We start from the raw sequence: 17423 nt of genomic DNA, 5'->3' as shown, positions 1-17423 counted from the left end.
CTGGCGCGCTGCTCGTTAAGCTTTCAAGCCAATGATCCCTTGCAGGCAGGAGAGGCGAAGATGGCGAATCTGGAGCTGTTCATTGGCGCGCTGGTCGCGGTGTGCCTGGTCCCGGGGGCGGACATGGTGCTGGTGCTGCACACCTCGAGTACCCAGGGCCGCGCTTATGCAGTAGCGACCGCAGTAGGCCTTGCGATTGCGCGAGCGGTACACGTGACCCTGGCTGCATTGGGGCTGGCGGTACTGCTCAAGACGGTCGGTTGGGCCTTCGAGCTGGTACGCGTGGTGGGCGTGGTGTACCTGATCTGGCTGGGGCTGCGCATCGCTCGTGCGCCCAGCCTGGTGCCTGATCTCAACGGTGCAGACATGCCAGTGGCTCGACGCGCGTACGGCACGGCGGTGTGGCGTGGGCTGCTGACCAATATCAGCAATCCCAAGGCGTTGTTGTTCTGTTCGGTCCTGCTACCGCAGTTCATCGATGCCAGTGTTGGCGAGGTCGGTGGGCAGTTCTTGCTGCTGGGTGTGGTGCTGGTGATCGTCGGGCTGTTGTTCGACCTGTTCTACGCCCTGATCGGCGCTGCACTGGGCTACTGGATGGCGCGCAATCCGAAGGTCGAGGTGGTGCAGCGCTGGACCTTCGCCAGCCTGTTGATCGGTTTTGGCCTGCGCCTGGCGTTGATCGGGCGTCCGCAGTGAGTGCAGCTTGGTCTAGAATGCCGCTTTCCTTCGCTCGACGGACTGGCCATGGACCCGCTCTACCTCATCGCTCTGGGCGCTTGTGTCGCCGGTTTCGTCCAAGGGCTTTCCGGTTTTGCCTTCGGCATGGTCGCCATGTCGTTCTGGGCTTGGGGCCTGGAGCCACGCCTGGCGGCGTCGCTCACGGTGTTCGGCAGCCTCACCGGGCAGTTGATTGCGGTGTTCACCGTTCGCCGCGGTTTCAGTTGGCGGTTGCTCTGGCCCTTCGTGTTGGGTGGGCTTGCGGGCATCCCGCTGGGTGTGTGGGTACTGCCCTACCTGGACATGCTCTGGTTCAAGGCAGTGTTCGGCACCCTGCTGGTGCTGTGGTGCCCACTGATGCTGTTGGCGCCGCGCCTGCCCAGGGTGCCGGGCAATCGCCTGGTGACGGTGCGGTGGGTATGGTTGGCGGTGTGCTCGGTGGCATCGGTGGTTTCACCGGCACCGTACCGACCTTGTGGTGCACGGTGCGCGGCTTTGACCGCGACACCCAGCGCGCGGTCATTCAGAACTTCAACCTGTCGATGCTGGCGGTGACCATGCTCACTTATCTGGGCACCGGTGTGGTGACTTCGGCGATGCTGCCCTGGTTCGGCGTGGTGGCCCTGGCCATGCTGATCCCTACGGTACTGGGCACGCGGGTCTACCTGGGCATCAGCGAAGCGGCGTTTCGCCGGCTGGTGCTGGGGCTGCTGACCTTGTCGGGGATAGCCATGCTGGTGGCGTCGGTGCCGGTGTTGCTGGGGCGCTGAACGCTTGCCTATGGGCGGTTTACTTGGCACGCTTGGCCCCGGTCTGCAAACGCACATGCCGCGATACAAGGAACCGCCAAGGTGAGCTGGGAAAAAGTCGGGAAAGCCCTCGCGGGCCTGCTGGTCATCGTCGTCGCCGGCGCGGCGCTTTATGCGTCGCTCAAGGACGATCGTGGCCTGAAGGCCTATGTCGCCTACGAGGCCCTGACCTACCCCAGCCAGTTCAACGAGCGCATCGGCCAGGCCCGTGAGCAACTCAAGTACGAGCGGCTGTTCGCCGGGGTCGAGGCGCTGGCCAAAGGTGCATTGAGTCGCGATCAGGTCGAGGCCCTGGTGGCCCAGGCGCAGACGCCCTACATGCAATTATTCGCCAAGCCCTTCGAGGCGGGGCTGGTGGACCATCGCACCGGGCTGTTCATCACCTTGCGCAATACGCGTGACGAACCACTCAAACAAGTACACATCCGCCTGCCAGCCAAGGGCCTGGTGCAGGTGCGCGATGACGCCGGGGACGACAGCATTCCCGAGAACGCCACCAACATCATCGAGATCCCGTCCATCGAGGCCGGTGGGGTGTGCCGGGTGTGGGTGTACTTCGATGCCGACATCTCGCAGATCACCCAGGGCGGTATCAGCATCGTGCATGCCGAGGGGCCGGCGCAAATTCAGGTAATGCGTGAGGTGAGTGGCTTCGAGGCGACGATGGCACGTTATGGGCAGATACTGGTCGGCCTGGTCGTAGCGTCTGGTGTGCTGGTGCTGGGGCTGGCTTATGTCATCGTGCGTCAGCGGCGTCGTTTGCGCCGGTTGCGCGGCTGAGGTTCGGCAGCGCCTCGTCCACCAGTTCGATCCAGTGCCGAACCGGTGTTCGGCCAGCGCTGTCGAGGTGATGCTGGCAACCGATGTTGGCGGTGACGATCACCTCGGGGTTGCCACTCTCCAACGCGTTCAGGCGGTTGTCGCGCAACTGGCGTGACAGCAGGGGCTGGGTCAACGAATAAGTACCCGCCGAACCACAGCACAGATGACCATCCGGCACCGGGGCCAGGCTGAAGCCCAGGCGCTGCAGCACGCTCTCGACTGCACCTGCAAGCTTTTGCGCATGCTGCAGCGTGCACGGGCAATGGAAGGCCAGGCGCTGGTCAGCCTGGATGCCCAACTGCTCCAATGGCTCCTCGCGCAACACCTGGACCAGGTCCCGGGTCAGTTCGCTGATGCGTGCGGCCTTGGTGGCGTAGGCCGGATCGGCCGCCAGCAGGTGCCCATAGTCACGCACGAAGGCACCGCAGCCGCTGGCTGTCTGCACGATGGCTTCGGCGCCGGCTTCTATCGCCGGCCACCAGGCGTCGATGTTGCGTCGAGCCCGGGCAAGGCCTCTGGCCTGTGCATCGAGGTGGTAGTCCACGGCGCCACAACATCCCGCTTCACGGGCTGCGATCACCGAAATCCCCAGGCGGTCCAGCACCCGCGCTGCCGCCGCGTTGATGTTGGGCGACAGCGCCGGTTGCACGCATCCTTCGAGCATCAGCACCCGACGGGCGTGCTGGACCTTGGGACGCGCTTTGAGTGCAGGCTCATGGCGCGGCAGCTTGGCCTGCACCGGCTTCGGCAGCAGTGGCCGAAAGGCCCTGGCTGTGCGGGTCAGGGCCTTGAACAACGCAGGCCTGGGGACAAACAGGCGCAATCCGTGGCGTAGCAGGCGCTCGCCCAGCGGCCGCGGCACCTGCGCGTCGACCACGGCACGACCGATGTCCAGCAGGTTGTGATACTCCACCCCGGACGGGCAGGTGGTCTCGCAGTTGCGACAGCTCAGGCAGCGGTCCAGGTGAGTCTGGATGCTGGCGGTGGCCGGTTGCCCTTCGAGTAGCAGCTTGATCAGGTAGATGCGCCCACGCGGCCCATCCAGCTCATCGCCCAGCAGTTGATAGGTCGGACAGGTGGCGGTGCAGAAGCCACAGTGCACGCAACTGCGTAGGATGCGCTCGGCCTCGTCGGCCCGTGGCAGGCGCTTGGCCTGTTCGCTCAGGTTGGTCTGCATGGCTGGCCCTCATATGTCGGCATACAGGCGGCCGGGGTTGAAGATGCCGCGAGGATCGAGTTGTCGCTTGAGGTTGCGCTGGTACCGCAGCAATGGCTCGGGCAGCGGATGGAACCCGGCGCTGTGGCAGGCATGCAGCGTGGCATGGCCGCCGAGGCCTGCGACGGCTTCGCGGATGACGCTGGGCGAGGCGGCGGATTTCAGCCAGCGTTGGGCGCCACCCCAGTCGAGCAACTGGCGGCCGGGCAGGCTGAGCGGTGGGCTGTTATGCGGCAGTGACAGGCGCCACAGGGGCTCGTCAGCGGCGAAGAAGGCCAGGCGTTGTTCACGCAGGTCATGCCAATAGCGGTTGTCCAGCAGCGCGCCGCCCAGGCGCTCGGCGGCAGAGGCCACGGAGCCTTCACCGCCTTCCAGGCGCAGGTACAGGGCGTCGCCGTCATGGCAGGCGGCTGTGATCGGCAGCGCTTGCTGACCCCAGGCTGCCAGCTCGCCCAGGGCGTGCCGAAGATCCATCGACAGGCGCAGGCTCTGGCAAGTGCGCGGTCGCGGCAGCACCTTCAGCGATACCTCGGTCAATACCCCCAGGCAGCCGAAACTGCCGGCCAACAGGCGCGACAGGTCGTAGCCCGCGACGTTCTTCATCACCTCGCCACCGAAGCGCAACAGCTTGCCGTGCCCGGTGATCACCCGGGTGCCGAGCACATGGTCGCGTACCGAGCCCGCCCAGGGACGACGTGGCCCTGCCAGCCCGGCCGCGACCATCCCGCCCAGCGTGGCGCCGTCGCCCAGGTGTGGTGGTTCGAACGGCAGCATCTGCCCGGCCTCGTACAGCACAGCCTCGATCTCGCGCAGCGGCGTGCCGGCGCGTGCCGTGAGTACCAGCTCGGTGGGGTCGTAGCTGACGATGCCGCGATGGCTGCGGGTGTCGAGGGTCTGGCCGTCGACCGGACGACCGAGCATGGCTTTGCTGTCGCTGCCCTGGATACGCAATGGCGTACGCTGCTCGAGGGCCTGACGCACCTGCTCAAGCAGGTCGGCGCTGGCATCGTGATCCTGATCCATCAGAAACGCTCCAGGTCGGGGAAGGGTAACTGGCCGTGGTGCACGTGCATCGCGCCGAATTCGGCGCAGCGCTGCAAGGTCGGGATGTTCTTGCCAGGGTTGAGCAAGCCCAGCGGGTCGAAGGCGTGCTTGACCGCATGGAACAGCGTCAGCTCGTCGGCGTTGAATTGCGCGCACATCTGGTTGATCTTCTCGCGTCCCACGCCGTGCTCGCCGGTGATGCTGCCGCCCACCGCCACGCACAGTTCCAGGATCTTGCCGCCGAGGACCTCGGCACGCTCCAGCTCGCCGGGCTGGTTGGCGTCGAACAGGATCAAGGGGTGCATGTTGCCGTCGCCGGCATGGAACACGTTGGCCACGCGCAGGCCATGCTCGCGCGACAGCTCGCCGATGCCGTGCAGCACCCCCGGCAGTGCCCGGCGCGGGATGGTGCCGTCCATGCAGTAGTAGTCGGGGGAAATGCGCCCTACCGCCGGAAAAGCGTTCTTGCGGCCTGCCCAGAAGCGCACGCGCTCAGCCTCGTCACGCGCCAGGCGTACCTCGCTGGCGCCGGCTGTCTTGAGCACGGCCTCGACGCGCAGGCAGTCGTCGTTCACGTCTGCGTCCACGCCGTCGAGCTCGCACAGCAGGATGGCGGCGGCCTCGGCCGGGTAGCCTGCGTGGATGAAGTCTTCGGCGGCCCGTAGCGACAGGTTGTCCATCATCTCAAGGCCCGCGGGAATGATGCCTGCGCCGATGATGTCGGCCACCGCACGAGCGGCCTTTTCCACACTGTCGAAACTGGCCAGCAACACCCGCGCCACCTGTGGCTTGGGCAGCAGCTTGACGGTGACTTCGGTGACGATGCCCAGCAAGCCTTCGGAGCCGGTGAACAGCGCCAGCAGGTCGAAGCCTGGGGCGTCCAGGGCATCGCTGCCCAGCGTCAGGTATTCGCCCTCGATGGTGAGGACTTCGACCTTGAGCAGGTTGTGCACGGTCAGGCCGTACTTCAGGCAATGCACGCCCCCGGCGTTTTCCGCGACATTGCCGCCGATCGAGCAGGCGATCTGCGATGAGGGATCGGGCGCGTAGTAAAGACCGTGTGGCGCTGCTGCCTGGGAGATCGCGAGGTTGCGTACACCCGGTTGGACACGGGCGAAGCGACCTGCTGGATTGATCTCAAGGATGCGATTGAAGCGCGCCATCACCAGCAGAATCCCCTGCGCCAGCGGCAGAGCTCCGCCCGACAGGCCGGTACCGGCTCCCCGGGCCACCACCGGCACCTGTTGCGCGTGGCAGATCTTCAGCAGCGCCTGGACCTGTTCCAGGCGTTGGGGCAGCACCACCAGCAGTGGCACCACGCGGTAGGCGCTGAGGCCGTCGCATTCGTAGGGGCGCAGGTCTTGCTCGGTGTGCAGGATGTCGAGGTCGGGCAGGGCGCTGCGCAGGGTGTCCAGCAGCGCGGCCTTGTCGACCGTGGGCAGTGCGCCGTCCAGGCGCTCGTCGTACAGGATGTTCATGGGGCGGACTACCAGGCACTTGTCGTTGTTGTGCGGGGAAGGATAGCTACCCCTCGGCCTGGTGCACCCTTCAGTGGGCGTTCTGGGTGAGGCGAATGATCTGCCGGGCCAGATACGCACCGGTCAGGATCACCCCGAACAGGCGCAGCGTCTGCATCGCCAGGACCATGCCGACATCGGCGTGGGTTTCCACCGCGATGATCGCCATCGCATCCAGGCCGCCGGGGCTGGTGGCCAGGTACATGGACAGGAAGTCGGTGCCGGCGAGCCGTGCCAGCAGCCAGGCACAGCCCGCGCAGAGCAGGATCAGCACCACGGCGCCGGCGATCATGGTCGGCAGGCGCTTCCACACATAGCGCACGGTCTGGCGGTCGAAGCGCAGGCCGATGTAGCAGCCGATGGCGCCGTAGGCGATGGCCAGCACTTCGCTGGGCAGACTGACGTGCAACACCCCCGTCAGTTGCAGCACTGCGCCAAGCATCAACGGCATCAGCAGGGCGCCGGCGGGCATCTTCGACCCGGCGGCAACGCCCACCAGCACCACGCCAAGACCGAGCAGCAGGTTGCCCAGTTGCATGCTGTCGGCGACGACCGCGGCCTGGGCCGCGTCGCCAGCAACGCTGGTGGCGCCCAGTAGATGACTGACCAGCGAGCCGATCATCACCACACACACCACACGCACGTACTGCATGGTGGCCACCACGCGTCCGTCGGCGCCGTTGTCTTCGGCCATCGACACCATCGCCGAGGCTGCGCCCGGCGCAGTACCCCAGGCAGCGGTGCTGCCGGGAATGCCGCCGAAGCGCACGGTACCGAGGCCGACCAGGGCGCTGAGCACCACCGTGACGAAGGTGGCGAACAGCATCAGCGGCCAGGCGTCGGCCAGCGAGGCGAGCACCGACCAGGTCACCGAGTGCGCCACCAGCAGCCCGACACAGCCCTGGCCGAAGCGGAACACTTGGCGATGCAGGCGCAGTTGCGCGCCGGATACTCCGAAGACGATGGCCATCAGCATGGGGCCGAGAAACAGCCCGGCCGGTACGGCGAGGGCGTGGAGGATTTGCCCGGCGGCGCCAGCACAGAGGATCAGCGCGAGCCATCGCAAAATCAGGGTGGGGGACGCGTTCTTTGCTGCTTGGGGGGGTAGGGCGGTGGGCAAGTCGATCTCCCTGTACGGCGAGAGCCAGAGGCGGCTGACAGAGAAAATTATCGACCTGTGAATTGATCAAGTCTATTTTCTAATTTCTATGAATCCATAACTGAAATTCATCGATCATGGACCTACGTGACCTGACTTACTTCGCCACCATTGCCGAACTCGGCCACCTGGGGCGCGCCGCACAGCAGCTCAACCGCAGCCAACCGGCGCTGAGTAAAAGCATCCAGCGCCTGGAAGAATCGTTGGGCGCGCGGCTGTTCCAGCGTGATGGCCGGCGCATCAAACTGACCGATGCTGGCGCGTTGTTGCTAGCGCGCGGCAAGCAGTTGCAGGTGAGCATCGCCGAGACCGAGCGTGAAGTGCGCGACTTCGCCAGCGGCCTGGTGGGCAACATCCGTTTGGGCTGTGCCGCGAGCATGGCCGAGCACCTGCTGCCGCAACTGACCGCTTCGCTGCTGGAGCGAGCGCCGCAACTGACCTTGAAGCTGTCGATCGGCCAGGACGACATGCTCAAGGACTCGCTGCGCTCAGGGCGGCTGGACGCAATCATCTGCGGCTTGATCGTCGATGACCCGCAGTTTCGTTCCTACCCGATCCTGCAGGACGAAGCGGTGGTGGTGGCCAGCGCCGATCACCCGGTGTTCTCGGGTGATGTGCAGTTGAAGGACCTGTGCAACTACCGTTGGGTGCTGGCAGCTCCCACGGTGACGGCGCGACGCTGGATCGACAATGTGTTCAGCAGCCACCAGTTGCCGCTGCCCGAGGTGCAGATCGAGACCAACTCGATCTCGCTGCTGCCTCGGCTTATTGCCAAGACCCGTCTGCTGAGCTTTGCCGCACGCGAGACACTGGAGCATGGCCTGGGCATGTCGTGGCTGCGCGAAGTGCCGCTGGAGGCCACTACCATGCGCCGCACGGTCGGGGTGACAGTGCGCGCCGAAGGCTACCTGCCGCCAGCGGCGGGGGCGATGGTGGAGTTGTTGAGAAATGCCGGGGATGGGTTCTTTCGCGGGGATTGATCGGTTTGGCGCTGGCCATGCCGGTATTTGCGCTCAAACCCGCCCCCCGGCCCCGGCTCACATGGGCAACAGCCGATCCTGGATCACTTCCTTCATCACCAGCGTGGAGCTCAGCCGTTTCACATTGGGAATGCTGGTGAGGATTTCGTCATACAGCTTCTGGAACGCCGGCAGGTCCTTGGCCACCACATGCAGCAGGTAATCCGGATCGCCGAACAGGCGCTGCGCCTCGACGATCTGCGGCACCTCGGTCACCGCGGCTTCGAAGTCGGCCACTGGCTGGCGGGTCACCTCGCGCAGGGTGACGAACACCAGCGCCGCAAAGTTCAGGCCCACCGCCGAAGGCGCCAGGCGTGCGTGGTAACCGAGGATCGCCCCGGACGCTTCCAGCGCCTTGAGCCGACGATGGCAGGGCGAGAGGCTCAGGCCAACGCGGTCGGCCAGTTCGGTAACCGACAGGCGACCGTCCTTTTGCAGTTCGGCAAGGATTTTTCGATCAGTGCGATCCATGAGGGAGAATCTTCCAGGCGTTCTACGGTTGTCGGCAATATACGAAAGATAATCCCCGCACGGAATCCGTAATCTTCCTTTCAACCAGACCTCTGAAAGGAACACCCGAAATGACCCTCAGTGTATTGGCCGCGTTCTGGGCCGTGTCGTTGCTGTTCGTCATCACCCCCGGCGCCGACTGGGCTTACGCGATCTCGGCCGGGATGCGCGGCCGTTGGGTGATGCCGGCGGTGGCCGGGATGTTGTCTGGGCATTTCATGGCCACCCTGGTGGTGGCGGCCGGGGTCGGTAGCCTGATCGCAGGGCACCCGCTGGCACTGACGCTGCTGACCCTTGCCGGTTGCCTGTACCTGCTGTGGCTGGGGGGCAACCTGTTGCTCAAGCCGGCGGCGCCGCAGGCGGGAGTGGTTCAGGCGGGAGAGACCGGATCGCGCTGGGCGCTGCGCGGATTTTGTGTCAGCGGGCTCAACCCGAAGGTGTTCCTGCTGTTCCTGGCCTTGTTGCCGCAATTCACCGACCCCACCTCCAACTGGCCGCTGCCGCTGCAGATCCTGCTGCTGGGGCTGGTGCACCTGTGCAGTTCGCTGGTGATCTACCTGATGGTCGGCTACGGCGCCAAGGCCGTGCTGCGCACCCGGCCACAGGCGGCGCAGATCGTCGGGCGGGTGTCGGGCTCGGTGATGATCACGATCGCGTTGGGTCTGATTGTCGGGCAGTTCGGATGAATGCCTGGATTTGCAGGGGCAGCCGTTCCACGATGGCCTCGACAGCGGATACACTTCGCGCTCCCCTCGCACGCCAAGGATGCGCCCGATGCCTGAGTTATCCCACCTGCTGGCTTTTGCCCTGATCGCACTGGGCATGGTCCTGACCCCCGGCCCGAACATGGTCTACCTGATCTCCCGCTCGATCTGCCAGGGGCGGGTTGCCGGGTTGATCTCGCTGGGCGGCGTGGCCATGGGCTTCGTCTTCTACATGCTCTGCGCCGCACTGGGCATCACCGCACTGGTGATGGCCGTGCCCTACGCCTATGACGCACTGCGCATTGGTGGCGCGCTGTACCTGCTGTACCTGGCCTGGCAGGCGCTCAAACCAGGCGGGCGTTCGCCGTTCCAGGTCCGCGACCTGCCGGCCGACAGCCCGCGGCGGCTGTTCATGATGGGGTTTCTGACCAACCTGCTGAACCCCAAGATCGCGGTCATGTACCTGTCGCTGATGCCGCAATTCATCGAGCCGGGCCATGGCAGCGTACTGCTGCAATCGCTGGTGCTGGGCTCCACGCAGATCGTCATCAGCGTCACGGTCAATGCGATCATCGCCCTGATGGCCGGCTCCATTGCCGTTTTTCTCGCCGGTCGGCCACTGTGGCAGCAGGCTCAGCGCTGGTTGATGGGGACGGTATTGGCCGCGCTGGCGGTGCGCATGCTGGCTGAAGGGCGTCGCTGAAGGCGCTGATGCGAAGACGGATGGAACGTCTGCGCTGCGCTGATTTCATATCCTCAGATACTCAATACAGTGCCCGGAAACACTGATGGTCTGCATGACATGAAATCACTACAGGACGGTGATACCGAACACGCTCGGCCCCTGGCGCCCGCCTTTCTGATCAACGGCGGCACGGTCGGCTCGCTGTTGCAGAGCCTGGAATGGACCGAGTCGCCGCTTGGCGCCCCAGGCACATGGTCATTCAGCCTGCAGACGCTCATGGCGACTATCCTCCCGGCCAAGGCCCAGATCGTGCTGTTCTGGGGGCCGGAGTACGTGGCGCTCTACAACGATGCCTACGCCCCGACCATCGGTGCCAAGCACCCACGTGCGCTAGGGCGGCCTGCCCGCGAGCACTGGAGCGAGTTGTGGGACGATCTCGAACCGTTGCTACGCAATGTGCGTGACACCGGCGAGACCTTCTCGGCGCGCGACCGTCCGTTCTATATCGAGCGCCGGGGCCTGGGCGAGACAGCCTATTTCGATGTCTCCTATTCGGCGGTACGCGAGGCCGATGGCAGCGTGGGTGGGGTGCTGTGCATCGTCACCGAAACCACCGAGCGCGTTCAGTTCGAGCGGCGCCAGGCGTTCCTGCTGGCATTGGGCCGGGCGCTTCCGGGGATGGACGAACCCGAGGCGATCGAGACCTTTGCCACGCGCCTGCTCGGTGAGGAGCTGGGCGCCTGCCGGGTGTGCTTTGCCGAGGATCTGGGCGATGACGAGCGCTATGTCGTCGCCCGTGACTGGGTCGATGGGGTGCCGTCGCAAACAGGGGAGCACTTCTGGCGCGGACATGACGGGTTGTTGCGCGAGCAACTTCAGGCGGGGCATGGGGTTCATGACGACTATCCGGCTGGCGCCTCCAGAGACCTGTGCGCCAGCCTGAAGGTGCCGCTGCTGCGCAGCGGTGTGCTCGACGCCATGCTGTGTGTCTACTTCAATCGCCCTCATGCGTTCGTCGACGATGAATGTCAGCTGGTGGAAGAGGCGGCCAAGCTGGCCTGGTCTGCGATCATCCATGCCCGCTCGGAGCGAGCGTTGCGCGCCAGCTCCGCGCACCTGGAGGCAACGCTGGCCGAGCTGATGACGCTCAACGCCACGCTGGAGGAGCGGGTTGCCAGCATGCTGGCCGAGCGTGAGTCCGACCTCATGCAGTTGCATGAAGCACGCAAGATGGAGGCCGTCGGCCAACTGACCGGCGGCATTGCCCATGACTTCAACAATATGCTCACCCCGATCATCGCCTCACTGGAGCTGATCGCCCGGCGGCCGGACGACGCGGCGCGTTCGACGCGTCTGATCGAGGGCGCCCTGCAGGCGGCGGAGCGGGCACGCAGCCTGGTCGGCCGTCTGCTCAGCTTTGCCCGGCGCCAGACCCTCAAGCCTGAGCCCGTCTGCCTGGCTGCACGGATCGGTGACATGCACGGATTGATCATGCGCTCGCTGGGGCCGACCATCGAGGTACAGGTCGATGTCGACCCGGCGCTGCCGGCAGCGGTGGTGGACCCGCATCAACTGGAGCTTGCGCTGCTCAACCTGGTGCTCAACGCGCGCGATGCGATGCCAGGCGGTGGCAGGTTGAGGATTCGTGCGGGGCTGGACGCAGCACGGGCAGCAGATCGGCCTGCAGGGCCTGGGCAAGGGGCGATGGTGTGGCTGGAGGTGGCCGATAGCGGCTGCGGTATGAGCGATGAGGTGCTGGCGCGCTGCTGCGAGCCATTCTATTCCACCAAGGGCGCGGGCAAGGGCACCGGGCTTGGCCTGCCGATGGTGCAGGGGCTTGCACTGCAGTCTGGCGGCGGGTTTGCCATTCGTTCGCAGCCGGGGCAGGGGTCGACAGCGACATTGTGGCTGCCGACCACTGACGCCGAAACCCTGTGTCGGGATGACCCGGTGGACGAAGTGTCCAGGCCGACGCGCCCGGTCAGGGTATTACTGGTGGATGACGAAGCCATCGTGCTCCATGCCACGGCAATGCAGCTGCGTGACTTGGGGTATGAAGTGAAAGCGGTCTTGAGTGCGGCCGAAGCCGAGCAGGTGCTGGAGCAGGGATTCGCCGTGGAAGTGCTGGTGACCGACCAGATGATGCCCGAGCGGACCGGCGCCGAGTTCGCCCAGGCGCTGCGGCGGCGTATGCCGGCGCTGCCGGTGTTGATCATCACCGGCTATGCCAACCTCACGCCGCGTGAGCTCTGTGGCTTCGAGGTATTGCGCAAGCCGTTCCGCCGGGCGGAGTTGGCGCAGAGCCTGGCGCGCTTGCTGCCGCTGGTTTACGCGCAATCCGAGGGCTGACGTCGTTTCCTGTGGGGGCGGACCCTGCAGACTCCAGTTGCAAAGACCCAGCGCCCACTGATCCCATCGCACAAATACTGTGCAAGGCCGTTGCAGCTACTGCGTGAGCACCTGATCCAGCAACTGGCACACCTGCTCGGCCGAATACGGCTTGGCCAGGAAGGCGAAGCCCTGATGCCCCCCTTCGGCAATGGCATCGCTGTAGCCGGAGGTGAGGATCACCGGCAGTTGCGGCCTGGTGCGGCGCAGTTCCCGGGCCAGAGCCAGGCCGCCCATACCGGGCATTACCACGTCGGAGAACACCACATCGAAGCCTTGCGGTGTCATGTGCAACTGCGCCAGTGCATCCTCGGCACTGGTCGCCCAGCTGATCTGGTAGCCATGATCCTTGAGTATCTGCGCGGTAAAGCTGCCGACGTCGCGGTTATCCTCCACCACCAGGATGCGCCGCGGCCGGCTGTCGACCGGGGCATTTGCAGCGCTGGCGAGGCTCTGTTCGGTTTCCGGGGGCGAGACCTGAGGCAGGTACAGGGTGAAGGTAGTGCCCTGGCCCGGCACGCTGGTGACCTGCACGTCGCCGCCGGACTGCTTGACGAAGCCGAACACCTGCGACAGGCCCAGGCCGGTGCCATGGCCCGAGGCCTTGGTGGTGAAAAACGGGTCGAAGATGCGCTCCAGCAATTCATGGGCGATCCCGACGCCGCTGTCGATCACCGAGATCGCCGCGAACACCCCAGGCTGCCCCGAGTGCCCACGTTGCGCCGGCATCAGCTGGTCTGGCCGCAGGCGCAGGCGCAGCGTGCCTTCGCCGTTCATGGCGTCGCGGCCGTTGATCATCAGATTGATCACCGCCGTTTCCAGCTGGCCAAGGTCGGCGCGGATATGGCAGGGCGTCTCGGGCAGATCCAGTTTGACCTGGATCCGTGCGCCGGTAGCGGTGTCGAGCATGTCGGCCATGGCTTCCAGCCGCGGGCCCACTTCGAACACCTGTGGGCTCAGGGCCTGGCGGCGGGCGAAAGCGAGCAGTTGGCCGGTGAGCTTGGCGCCGCGATCGACGGTGTCTGACACGGTCTTGAGGTAGCGCTGGCGGCGACTGTCATCCAGTTCCGGGCGCTGCAGGAAATGCAGCGACGAGCGGATGATGGTCAGCAGGTTGTTGAAGTCGTGGGCGACACCACCGGTGAGCTGGCCGATGGCTTCGAGCTTCTGGGTCTGGCGCAGTACGGCCTCGGTGTGCAGCAACTGTGCGGTACGTTCTTCGACACGCTGCTCAAGGGTGGCGTTGAGCGATTCGAGCGCCTGCATCGCTTCGCGTACTTCGGCATGTGCCTGAACCCGCTGGATGTGCGCCCAGCTACGCTCGGTGACTTCGCTGATCAGCGCCCGCTCGTAGCCGGTCCAGGCACGCGGCTGCTTGTCATGGATGGCCATCAGCGCCGTCAGGCGCCCATCCTTGATCAGCGGCATGCAGATGGTCGCAGTGATGCCGATGGCCTGGAAGGTCGCGGCCTCCTGCGGTTCGAGCTCGCTGAAGTTGTCGTTGATCACCAGCGCCAGGCCTGCGCGCAGGCGCTGTACGGCCAGGCGGCCGAAGTCGGCGAGACGATATTGGCCGAGCAGACGCGGCGAGCCGGGCGTGACCCAGTCTCCGCAGATGGTGAAACCGTCCTGATCGGGCTCCATCACTGCGTAGGCGCAGCTCGACAGGCGCAGGTGCTCGCCCAGCTTCCGGGTGGTGATGGCCAGGATCCGGTCCGGCTCGGTGGCGTTGGCCACGGCGCGGCCGAGGTCGTCGAGGAAGTTGAGGCGGCGGTTGGCGACCACGCTGGCGGTGGTTTCGGTGACAGTGTCGAGCATGCCGACGATCTGGCCGTCCTGGTCGCGGATCGGGCTGTAGCAAAAGGTGAAATAGGCACGTTCCGGCCCGTTGTGGCGGTCGATGATCAGCGGGAAGTCTTCGATGTACACCGCCTCGCCGTCCAGGGCGCGGCGGGTCATGGCGCCTATATCGTTCCAGGCTTCATGCCAGACGTGGCTGAAGGGGCGACCCAGGGCCAGAGGCTTGTCGCCGAGGATTTCGCTGAAGGCATCGTTGTGCAGGGTGATCAGGTCATCGCCCCACAGCACCGCCTGCGGGAATCGCGAGGCCAGGCACAAGGCCACGGTGGTCTTGAGCACGTCGGGCCAGGCATCAATTGCGCCCAGGGGCGTTTTCGCCCAGTCGTGATTGCGGATGCGTTCGGCCATTAGCCCGCCGCCATCCAGCCATTTCGCCATGAGGTTTGCCGCTTCGTTTGCGTGGAGGGGATAGGGTGCACCGAGAATGTCGGGCTGGCGAGCGATTTGTGAGACAGGGCCGGCCGTGTTGAGGGGCGGGCGCTATTCAGCGCATGAAATGCACCTTGCCGGTGTCGTCATTGCCCATGTAGATGCCATACACCCCGGCCTGGCGTTCGAGGATGTAGCGTTCGAGGATCTGGCGGATCGCCGGGTAGTAGATCGCGTCCCAGGGAATGTCCTCGGGCGCGAAGAAGCGGTAGTCGAGGGTCTCGGGGCCGAACTGGCCGGTCTCCTGGGTGGCGATGGCGCGGAAGATGATGTACACCTCGCTGATCCGCGGCACGCTGAAGATCGAATACGGCGAGACGATATCAGCGCGCACGCCGGTTTCTTCCCACACCTCGCGCAGCGCCGCCTGCTCGGTGGTTTCGCCGGCCTCCATGAAGCCTGCTGGCAGGGTCCAGGTACCAGGACGTGGCGGGATGGCGCGCTGGCACAGCAGGTACTTGCCGTCGCGTTCGATGATGCAGCCGGCGATGATCTTCGGGTTGATGTAGTGGATGTAGCCGCAGGCGGGGCAGTGCAGGCGCTCGTGGGTGTCGCCGGTGGGAACGCCCCGGTCCAGTGCCGTGGTGCATTGCGGGCAGTAGCGCGGGGCGTTGGGCATGATCGGTGGCCTGTGGGGGGTTAAATGCGTGGATCCTTCAGCGCCAGGGGCTCGACCATGTCGCGAACCTTGGCATTGTCGTCCTGCTTCTGGCGCAGGTAGTCCAGTGCCACCTTGGCGGCGGCGCGTACGTGGTCGACCGAGGCCTGATGAGCGGCCAGCGGGTCGCCGCTCTTGATCGCCTCGACCATCTTCTCCATTTCACGGTTGCTGGCGCCGCGGCGGTTTTCCTGCGAGACCGAGGTGGCGCGCAGGTAGCTGATACGTGCCTGCAACTGACGCAGCTGGGTAGCGGCGACGTGGTTGCCGGAGCCTTCGAGCAGCACGTCGTAGAAGCCCTGTACCGAATCGAGCACCTGCTGCAGCTCGCCTTCCTCCAGCGCCTCGCGGTTTACGTCAAGGGCGCGCTCCAGAGCGCGGATGTCCTTGGCTTTGGCGTTGAGGGTGAACAGTTGGACGATCAGGCCTTCGAGCACGCAGCGCAGCTCGTAGATGTCGCGGGCGTCTTCCAGGGTGATGATGGCCACGCGCGGGCCCTTGGCATCGGCGAACTCCACCAGGCCCTCGGACTCGAGGTGGCGCAGGGCTTCACGCACCGAGGTACGGCTGACGCCGAGACGGTCGCACAGGTCGCGCTCGACCAGGCGGTCGCCCGGCAGCAGGTGGAAGTTCATGATCGCCCCGCGCAGCTTGTCGAGCACGATTTCGCGGAGCGTGACGGGGTTGCGGTTGACCTTGAAGCTGTCGTCGAGTGGCTGGCGTTTCATCAGGTGCGCTCTTTATGAGGCTGTTGCGCCAACGTCGGAGTGCCCCGAACCCAGGCGCTCCTTGCAGTGGTTCGAACAGCCCGCTGTTAACGGGTTGGCTCCGCATCGGCTTCGGCGAACGCTTCGCGGGCCAGGCGGAAGCTGTCCACCGCCGCGGGCACGCCGCAATAAATGCCGACCTGGAGCAGGATTTCGCGAATCTGTTCACGGCTCAGGCCGTTGCGCAAGGCGCCGCGGATATGCAGCTTGAGCTCGTGGGGCCGGTTGAGGGCGGAAATCATCGCCAAGTTTATCATGCTGCGCTCTTTGAGCGATAAGCCGTCGCGGCCCCAGACATGACCCCAGCAATACTCGGTGACCAGCTCCTGGAGCGGCTTGGTAAAGTCGTCGGCGTTCTGGATGGAGCGGTTGACGTAGTCCTCGCCCAGCACCTGGGTGCGGATCTGCAGGCCTTTCTCGTACTTTTCATTGCTCATTGCAGTGCTCCGAATGAAAACAGGGGCCGCAACCGAGGGTGAGTCGATTAGCGCGGCCCCTAAAAACAGGGACATCGGTGTGGGTTTCTTCGCGGGTGAAACCGATCCCACAGAGGGCGCAGAAATTCTGACCCCTGTGCAGTCCCTGTGGGAGCGGGTTTACCCGCGAAGCAGACCGCGCGGTCTATCAGCCCAGCGAGGGCAGGGCGCCAAGCTTGCCCTTGTGATAGACCATCGGTGTCACCGGCTCGGCCGGCAGCACCAGGTTTTTCACCGCGCCGACGATAATCGCGTGATCACCGCCGTCGTACTCGCGCCACAACTCGCACTCGATGATCGCCGTGGCCTTGGCCAGCAGCGGGTTGCCCAGCTCGCTCAGGTGCCAGTCGATGCCTTTGGCCTTGTCCTTGCCTTTACCCGCAAAGGCATAGGCCTCGGCGGTCTGGTCGGCCGACAGCAGGTGAATGGCGAACTGCTTGCTGTCGCGCAGGATCGGGTAGGTGTCGGAGGCGTAGTTGGGGCAGAACAGCACCAGCGCCGGCTCGATCGACAGCGCGCTGAAGGCGCTGGCGGTAATGCCGACGATACCGCCATCGCCATCGAGCGTGGTGACCACGGTCACGCCGGACGGGAAGGAGCCCATCACGTCTTTATAGATGCCAGGTTCGATCATCTCGTCCTC

18 protein-coding genes are annotated in these 17423 nt (G+C 65.3%); 8 read left to right on the top strand and 10 right to left on the bottom strand.

Translation table 11 applies throughout. From position 1 onward, the window contains the following. Positions 1-60 precede the first annotated feature (60 nt). From ACMGGG_RS13645 to ACMGGG_RS13630, 4 genes are all read left to right on the top strand, one after another. Complete coding sequence (locus ACMGGG_RS13645) at positions 61-696, top strand: LysE family translocator (RefSeq protein ID WP_054892034.1); 636 nt, start codon at positions 61-63, stop codon at positions 694-696. Positions 697-744: 48 nt separating this feature from the next. Then, positions 745-1272, top strand: a complete 528-nt coding sequence (locus tag ACMGGG_RS13640; RefSeq protein ID WP_414155673.1) for a sulfite exporter TauE/SafE family protein — start codon at positions 745-747, stop codon at positions 1270-1272. 2 nt (positions 1273-1274) lie between these two features. Continuing rightward, on the top strand, positions 1275-1487 hold the full coding sequence (locus tag ACMGGG_RS13635) for a hypothetical protein (protein ID WP_414155672.1): 213 nt from the start codon (positions 1275-1277) through the stop codon (positions 1485-1487). Between the two features lie 81 nt (positions 1488-1568). Beyond that, positions 1569-2306, top strand: coding sequence for a hypothetical protein (locus ACMGGG_RS13630; RefSeq protein ID WP_414155671.1), 738 nt, complete (start codon positions 1569-1571; stop codon positions 2304-2306). On the opposite strand, the gene glcF is transcribed toward ACMGGG_RS13630, so the two are convergent. The 4 genes from glcF to ACMGGG_RS13610 all read right to left on the bottom strand — a co-directional run bounded on the left by glcF (position 2263) and on the right by ACMGGG_RS13610 (position 7245). Beyond that, positions 2263-3525 (bottom strand): glycolate oxidase subunit GlcF, encoded by a 1263-nt coding sequence (gene glcF / locus ACMGGG_RS13625; protein ID WP_414155670.1) that lies wholly within the window; start codon positions 3523-3525, stop codon positions 2263-2265. The two genes, ACMGGG_RS13630 and glcF, sit on opposite strands and share 44 nt — an antisense overlap. 9 nt (positions 3526-3534) lie before the next feature. Then, on the bottom strand, positions 3535-4587 hold the full coding sequence (glcE, locus tag ACMGGG_RS13620; RefSeq protein WP_414155669.1) for a glycolate oxidase subunit GlcE: 1053 nt from the start codon (positions 4585-4587) through the stop codon (positions 3535-3537). Beyond that, the gene (gene glcD, locus ACMGGG_RS13615) at positions 4587-6086 is read right to left on the bottom strand and encodes a glycolate oxidase subunit GlcD (protein ID WP_414155668.1); all 1500 of its coding nucleotides are present in this window, start codon (positions 6084-6086) and stop codon (positions 4587-4589) included. Before glcD ends, glcE begins: the two co-directional genes overlap by 1 nt. Before the next feature lie 70 nt (positions 6087-6156). Continuing rightward, positions 6157-7245: an AbrB family transcriptional regulator gene (locus ACMGGG_RS13610; protein ID WP_414155667.1), complete on the bottom strand. Its 1089-nt coding sequence runs from the start codon at positions 7243-7245 to the stop codon at positions 6157-6159. Between the two features lie 116 nt (positions 7246-7361). Between ACMGGG_RS13610 and ACMGGG_RS13605 the strand changes: the two genes are divergently transcribed. Then, positions 7362-8264, top strand: a complete 903-nt coding sequence (locus ACMGGG_RS13605) for a LysR family transcriptional regulator (protein WP_054892028.1) — start codon at positions 7362-7364, stop codon at positions 8262-8264. Positions 8265-8321: 57 nt separating this feature from the next. Here ACMGGG_RS13605 and ACMGGG_RS13600 read toward each other — a convergent pair whose 3' ends face one another. After that, on the bottom strand, positions 8322-8774 hold the full coding sequence (locus ACMGGG_RS13600; RefSeq protein ID WP_054892027.1) for an Lrp/AsnC family transcriptional regulator: 453 nt from the start codon (positions 8772-8774) through the stop codon (positions 8322-8324). A gap of 110 nt (positions 8775-8884) precedes the next feature. Between ACMGGG_RS13600 and ACMGGG_RS13595 the strand changes: the two genes are divergently transcribed. The 3 genes from ACMGGG_RS13595 to ACMGGG_RS13585 all read left to right on the top strand — a co-directional run bounded on the left by ACMGGG_RS13595 (position 8885) and on the right by ACMGGG_RS13585 (position 12551). Next, positions 8885-9499 (top strand): LysE family translocator, encoded by a 615-nt coding sequence (locus ACMGGG_RS13595; RefSeq protein WP_372822537.1) that lies wholly within the window; start codon positions 8885-8887, stop codon positions 9497-9499. An 88-nt stretch (positions 9500-9587) separates the two neighbouring features. Next, complete coding sequence (locus ACMGGG_RS13590; RefSeq protein ID WP_054892025.1) at positions 9588-10220, top strand: LysE family translocator; 633 nt, start codon at positions 9588-9590, stop codon at positions 10218-10220. 99 nt (positions 10221-10319) lie between these two features. After that, entirely contained in the window at positions 10320-12551 is a 2232-nt protein-coding gene (locus tag ACMGGG_RS13585) for an ATP-binding protein (RefSeq protein WP_414155666.1), read from the top strand. A gap of 96 nt (positions 12552-12647) precedes the next feature. Here the strand turns inward: ACMGGG_RS13585 and ACMGGG_RS13580 are convergent, their stop codons facing one another. The 5 genes from ACMGGG_RS13580 to ACMGGG_RS13560 form a co-directional block, all read right to left on the bottom strand. Further along, positions 12648-14828 carry an ATP-binding protein gene (locus ACMGGG_RS13580; RefSeq protein WP_414155665.1) on the bottom strand — a complete coding sequence of 727 codons (2181 nt, stop codon included), beginning with the start codon at positions 14826-14828 and terminating at the stop codon, positions 12648-12650. Positions 14829-14934: 106 nt separating this feature from the next. After that, on the bottom strand, positions 14935-15498 hold the full coding sequence (locus ACMGGG_RS13575; RefSeq protein WP_414155664.1) for an NUDIX hydrolase: 564 nt from the start codon (positions 15496-15498) through the stop codon (positions 14935-14937). Between the two features lie 20 nt (positions 15499-15518). Next, positions 15519-16265, bottom strand: a complete 747-nt coding sequence (locus tag ACMGGG_RS13570; protein WP_054892021.1) for a GntR family transcriptional regulator — start codon at positions 16263-16265, stop codon at positions 15519-15521. 86 nt (positions 16266-16351) lie between these two features. Next, complete coding sequence (locus ACMGGG_RS13565) at positions 16352-16741, bottom strand: carboxymuconolactone decarboxylase family protein (protein ID WP_054892020.1); 390 nt, start codon at positions 16739-16741, stop codon at positions 16352-16354. Between the two features lie 187 nt (positions 16742-16928). Next, positions 16929-17414, bottom strand: coding sequence for a flavin reductase family protein (locus tag ACMGGG_RS13560; RefSeq protein WP_065862551.1), 486 nt, complete (start codon positions 17412-17414; stop codon positions 16929-16931). Positions 17415-17423 lie beyond the last annotated feature (9 nt).

The sequence above is a fragment of the Pseudomonas sp. BNK-44-b genome (genome assembly GCF_047456245.1).
GTDB lineage: Bacteria > Pseudomonadota > Gammaproteobacteria > Pseudomonadales > Pseudomonadaceae > Aquipseudomonas > Aquipseudomonas machongensis.
Note: the sequence above shows the minus strand (reverse complement) of the source record. Positions and strands in the feature narration are given on the sequence as shown.